Raw genomic sequence first — 5,229 nt, 5'->3', positions numbered from 1 at the left:
CGCCCCCGCTCCGCGCGCCGACGGCGCGACCCCGGGTGGGGCCGCGCCGTCTCGTCCGTACGCCGCACCGCGCGCCGGACGCGCGCCGGCGGCGGCTCCCGGCCGCTCCTCCCGGAGCACCGCGACCACTCCTCGCCTACTCCTCGACGAGCAGCCGTTCCCGCAGCTGCGCGAGCGTGCGCGCCAGCAGGCGCGAGACGTGCATCTGCGAGATGCCGACCTCCTGCGCGATCTGGGACTGCGTCATGTTCCCGAAGAAGCGAAGCAGCAGGATCCGCTTCTCGCGCGGGGGCAGGTCCTCCAGCAGCGGCTTGAGCGACTCCCGGTACTCGACGCCCTCCAGCGCCTCGTCCTCGGCGCCGAGCGTGTCCGCCACGGCGGGCGACTCGTCGTCCGTGTCCGGGACGTCCAGGGACAGCGTCGAGTAGGCGTTGGCCGACTCCAGGCCCTCCAGGACCTCCTCCTCGGAGATCCCGAGCCGCTCGGCCAGTTCGTGCACCGTGGGGGAGCGGCCGTGCTGCTGCGACAGCTCCGCCGTCGCCGTCGTCAGGGAGAGCCGCAGCTCCTGCAGGCGCCGGGGCACGCGCACGGCCCAGCCCTTGTCCCGGAAGTGCCGCTTGATCTCGCCGACCACCGTCGGTGTCGCGTACGTCGAGAACTCGACACCCCGGTCCGGGTCGAACCGGTCCACCGACTTGATCAGCCCGATCGTGGCGACCTGCGTCAGGTCGTCCAGCGGTTCGCCGCGGTTGCGGAAGCGGCGCGCCAGGTGCTCGACGAGCGGCAGGTGCATCCGCACGAGGCGGTTGCGCAGGTCGGCGCGCTCCGGGGAGCCGTCGGGCAGGGAGCGCAGCTCCACGAAGAGGGCGCGCGCGCCCCCGCGGTCGTTCGGGTCGGGCACCTGCCGCGCGTGCTCGAGGTGCTCCGCGGCCTCGGCGGCCACCGCCGCCTCGGCGGGAGCGGTCTGCCCCGCGTGCTCCACATCCTCGGACGCCGGCACGCCCGGCTTCTCGTCGCCCTGCTTCTCGCTCATCCCGGCCGCCCGCTCCGCCTGCTCCCCCGTGGCCCCGTGGCCGTCCGATCCGTCCTCGGGATGGGGACGGGCCTGCTGCTCCGGTATCCCCGCAGGCGCGCCGCGCCCCGTGGACCCCGGACGCCCGCCCGGCCGTGCGGCGTGTCCCGCCGCGCCGTCCCCGACGACGCGTCCCTCGTCACGCACCGGCCCCTCCCCGTCGCTCACGCCGGTCCTGGTCCCGCGCCGCGCTGTTTGTACAGGCTGATGGAGACGGTGCGGTCGTCCGCCACCGAGGAGTCGACCTTGCCCGCGAGGGCGGACAGCACCGTCCAGGCGAAGGTGTCGCGCTCCGGGGCGCGCCCGTCGGTGGTCGGCGCCGCGACCGTCACCTCGAGGGAGTCGTCGATCAGCCGGAAGACGCAGCTGAGGACGGAGCCGGGCACGGCCTGCTGGAGCAGGATCGCGCACGCCTCGTCCACCGCGATGCGAAGGTCCTCGATCTCGTCGAGGGTGAAGTCCAAGCGCGCCGCGAGGCCGGCCGTGGCCGTACGCAGCACGGACAGGTAGGCACCCGCAGCGGGCAACCGGACTTCCACGAAGTCCTGGATCCCGGGCTCGCCTGCGATCTGGGACACCCTCACCTCCAAGGTGGCACAAGCTTTTCGGGGCTCCCCGGCGCCATGGGCACCGGGGGCCACGCGGTACGTGGGTCGTACGCGCCGGTCTGGACTGGCGACGCTACCGCGCTCCATAGTGCCCTGTCGCAGGGCCCCTGCCGACCGGTGTCACTCATGGTAGGTCCTTGAGCACGGAAAGCCTCTTCAGCCCGCCAAGGGTGCGGGGACCCAAATGGGAACGTCCGGCGGAGCGTTGACGTACCCACCTCACGGCCACCCGAACCGCTTCCGGGGGCGGAGATCGTCGCGGGGCGGCGGCGGAACCCCTCCAAGGGCTGAGACGGACCCACCGGGGCGGGCCGCCGGGCCGGCGGTCCGGGCGGAGGTGGGAGCGTGCCCGCGGCACCCCCACCGGCACCCGGCCCGCCCTCGGGCGGACGCGCACCCTCAGACGATCGATCCGTCCCGGTAGCACCAGCGCCAGCTCTCGCCCGGCTCGAAGGACCGCATCACCGCGTGCCCAGTCTCCTTGAAGTGCCGGGTGGCGTGCTGGTGCTCGGAGGAGTCGCAGCACCCCACGAGCCCGCACACCAGGCACATCCGCAGCTGAACGGGATGGCTGCCCGCGCTCTGGCACGCTCGGCAGGTGTCCGCCAGCGGGGCGGGCTCGGGGCGGGGCAGTTCCGCGACGTGGGTGCACTCACTCATGATGGCCAGGTTACGACGGGTGTTGAGGAGTCGGCATGGACGTATTGGCGCTGGTGGGACTGGTGGCCGGGAGCGCCGCGGTCGCGGGGGCGGCGCGCAGGACGCCGGTGCCCGCGCCGCTGCTGCTGGTGGCGGTGGGGCTGCTGGCCGCCTACGTCCCGGGAATGCCGGACTACGCGCTCGACCCGCACATCGTGCTGCCGCTGATACTGCCCCCGCTGCTGTACACCTCCGCCGTCGACGCCTCGTACCTCGACCTGCGCGCCAACGCGCGGCCCGTGGCGCTGCTGTCCGTCGGGTACGTCCTGTTCGCGACGCTCGCGGTGGGATACGTCGCCTACCTGCTCGTCCCCGCCCTCCCCCTGACGACCGCGCTGGTCCTCGGCGCCGTGATCGCGCCCCCCGACGCGGTCGCCGCCACCGCGATCGCCCGGCGGCTGGGGCTCCCGCACCGGATCACGACGATCCTGCAGGGCGAGTCGCTGGTCAACGACGCGACGGCGATCACCGCGTACAAGGTCGCCCTCGCCGCCGCCGTCGGCGAGGGCGCCAGCTGGGGCGGCGGGCTGCGGGAGTTCCTGGTCGCCTCGGGCGGCGGCGTGGCCGTCGGCCTCGTGCTGATGGTGCCGCTGCACTGGCTGCGCACCCACCTGCGCGAGGCGCTGCTGCAGAACACCCTGTCGCTGCTCATCCCGTTCGTCGCGTACGCGCTCGCCGAGCAGTTCGGCGCGTCCGGCGTCCTCGCCGTCGTCGTCGTGGCCCTCTACCTGGGGCACCACAACACACAGGTCGACTTCGCGACGCGGCTGCAGGAGCACGCCGTCTGGAAGATGGTCGCCTTCGTACTGGAGTCGTCGGTGTTCGCGCTGATCGGGCTCCAGGTGCCGTTCGTGCTGCGCGGCCTCGGCCGCTACGGCGTCGGCCAGGCGTTCCTCTACGCGATCGGCGTCTTCGTGGTGGTGGTGGTCGCGCGGTTCGTATGGGTCTTCCCCTCGACGTTCCTGCCCCGGGTGCTCTCCGAGCGCATCAGGGGCCGCGAGCCGGACACCAACTGGCGGGCGCCGGTGATCGTCGGCTGGGCGGGGATGCGCGGAGTGGTCTCGCTGGCGATCGCCTTCTCGATCCCGCTGCGCATGCACGACGGAACGCCCTTCCCCGGGCGGAACCTGGTGCTGTTCCTGACGTTCACCACGGTGATCGGCACCCTCGTCGTGCAGGGGCTGACGCTGCCGCCGCTGATCCGCCTGCTGCGCCTGCCGCCGCGCGACCTCCAGGCCGAGACGCTCGCCGAGGCGCAGGCGCAGAGCGAGGCGTCGCGGGCCGCGGAGCGGCGGCTCGACGCCCTGCTGTCGGACGAGCGCAACGCGCTCCCGCAGCCCCTCCAGGCCCGGCTGCGGGCCGTCCTCGAGCGGCGCAGGAACTCCGTGTGGGAACGGCTCGGCGGTGTCAACGAGGTGACCGGCGAGTCCGCGGACGCCACCTACACGCGGCTGTCACGGGACGTCATCGAGACGGAGCGGGAGGTCTTCGTCTCGCTGCGGGACCGGCGCAGCATCGACGACGAGATGATGCGCACGCTGCTGCGCAGGCTGGACCTGGAGGAGGCGGCGGCCTACCGGGAGGACGGGCGGGACTGAGCGGGCCGGCCGCCGCGCACGCGCCGTCGCCAGGGGTCCCGCGCCGGCAGGCCGGGCTTCGTCGGACGCGGTCGCGGCTCGGCGTCGCGCGGGGCGGGCGATCACCCGTGGCGGGCCGTCCGGCACGGGTGACGGTCGCTGCTGCGTGCTGCGTGCTGCGTGCTGCGTGCTGCGTCCTGCGTGCTGCGTTCGCCGGGCCGGACCGGGTGATCACGGCGCAGGCGCGTCCGCGGGACCCGTGACGACGGCGGCGACCGTCGTGCCGGGCGCGAACTCGCCCGCGTCCGCCATCGCCGTCAGACCGTGCAGCAGTTTGGCGACGTAGACCCGTTCCAGCGGCAGCCCGTGGTCGTGCTCGAAGCGGGCGGCGAAGGCGGCCAGTTCCGGGCCGCTCCGGGCGAACCCCCCGCCGTGGAAGCGGTCGTCCACGCGCCAGGAACCCCTCGGCCCGCCGAAGGCGGCCGTCTGGAACGCGCGCACCTCCCCCTCCAGGAAGCCGCCGCGCAGGACCGCGACGCCGAGCGCCCGCTGCCGGGGCCCGAGGCCCGCGGCGAGCCCGGCCAGCGTCCCGCCGGTGCCGCAGGCCACGGCCACGACGTCGGCGGCGTCCCGCAGCTCCCGCCCCAGCTCCGCGCAGCCGCGCACGGCCTCCGCGTTGCTGCCGCCCTCCGGCACGACGTACGCGGACTCGGGCCCGCGCCCGGTGCCGGAGAGAGCGTCCGCGACGAGCGCCGCGAGCACCTCGGGCTCCGCCTTGCGCCGGTAGGACGCGCGGTCGACGAAGCGCAGCAGCATCCCGTCGGCGGCGCACCGGGCGAGCGAGTCGTTGAGCGGCCCGTCGGCCAGCTCCTCGCCGCGGACGATCCCGACCGTGGCGAACCCGAGCAGGCGGCCCGCCGCCGCCGTGGCGCGCAGGTGGTTGGAGTACGCGCCGCCGAAGGTCACGAGCGTGTCGGCGCCCGCGGACCGGGCCGCGGACAGGTTCGGTGCCAGCTTGCGCCACTTGTTGCCCGGTACTTCCGGATGGATCAGGTCGTCGCGCTTGAGCAGAAGGCGTACGCCGGATGCGTCGAAGTGTCTGTCCGCGACCGGCTGGAGGGGGGAGGGGATGCGCGGCCGCAGCGCGGGCGCCAGGGCATCGGGGCCGGGCCCGTCGGTCGGTGTCACCCCCGCATTGTCCGTCCCGCGGCCGGCGCCGTCGGCGCGGGGAGCACGGGCGGCACACACGGGCGCGGCGCCGGGCGCGGCCGGC

At 74.7% G+C, this 5,229-nt stretch carries 5 protein-coding genes; 1 reads left to right on the top strand and 4 read right to left on the bottom strand.

All coding sequences use genetic code 11. The features are described from left to right. Positions 1-136 precede the first annotated feature (136 nt). From L1885_RS23050 to L1885_RS23040, 3 genes are all read right to left on the bottom strand, one after another. Positions 137-1,240: an RNA polymerase sigma factor SigF gene (locus L1885_RS23050; RefSeq protein WP_372482002.1), complete on the bottom strand. Its 1,104-nt coding sequence runs from the start codon at positions 1,238-1,240 to the stop codon at positions 137-139. Next, entirely contained in the window at positions 1,237-1,650 is a 414-nt protein-coding gene (locus tag L1885_RS23045) for an ATP-binding protein (RefSeq protein WP_209340699.1), read from the bottom strand. Before L1885_RS23045 ends, L1885_RS23050 begins: the two co-directional genes overlap by 4 nt. A 429-nt stretch (positions 1,651-2,079) precedes the next feature. Beyond that, positions 2,080-2,340, bottom strand: coding sequence for a UBP-type zinc finger domain-containing protein (locus L1885_RS23040; protein WP_235799090.1), 261 nt, complete (start codon positions 2,338-2,340; stop codon positions 2,080-2,082). A gap of 35 nt (positions 2,341-2,375) precedes the next feature. Here L1885_RS23040 and L1885_RS23035 point away from each other — a divergent pair, with 35 nt between their 5' ends. Next, complete coding sequence (locus tag L1885_RS23035; protein ID WP_235799089.1) at positions 2,376-3,977, top strand: Na+/H+ antiporter; 1,602 nt, start codon at positions 2,376-2,378, stop codon at positions 3,975-3,977. Positions 3,978-4,187: 210 nt separating this feature from the next. On the opposite strand, the gene L1885_RS23030 is transcribed toward L1885_RS23035, so the two are convergent. Next, positions 4,188-5,144: a 1-aminocyclopropane-1-carboxylate deaminase/D-cysteine desulfhydrase gene (locus L1885_RS23030; RefSeq protein ID WP_235799088.1), complete on the bottom strand. Its 957-nt coding sequence runs from the start codon at positions 5,142-5,144 to the stop codon at positions 4,188-4,190. Positions 5,145-5,229: the final 85 nt, after the last annotated feature.

Origin of the sequence: Streptomyces fuscigenes, assembly GCF_021556455.1 — a bacterium.
Classification (GTDB): Bacteria; Actinomycetota; Actinomycetes; order Streptomycetales; family Streptomycetaceae; genus Streptomyces; species Streptomyces fuscigenes.
This window is presented reverse-complemented; position numbering and strand designations above follow the sequence as displayed.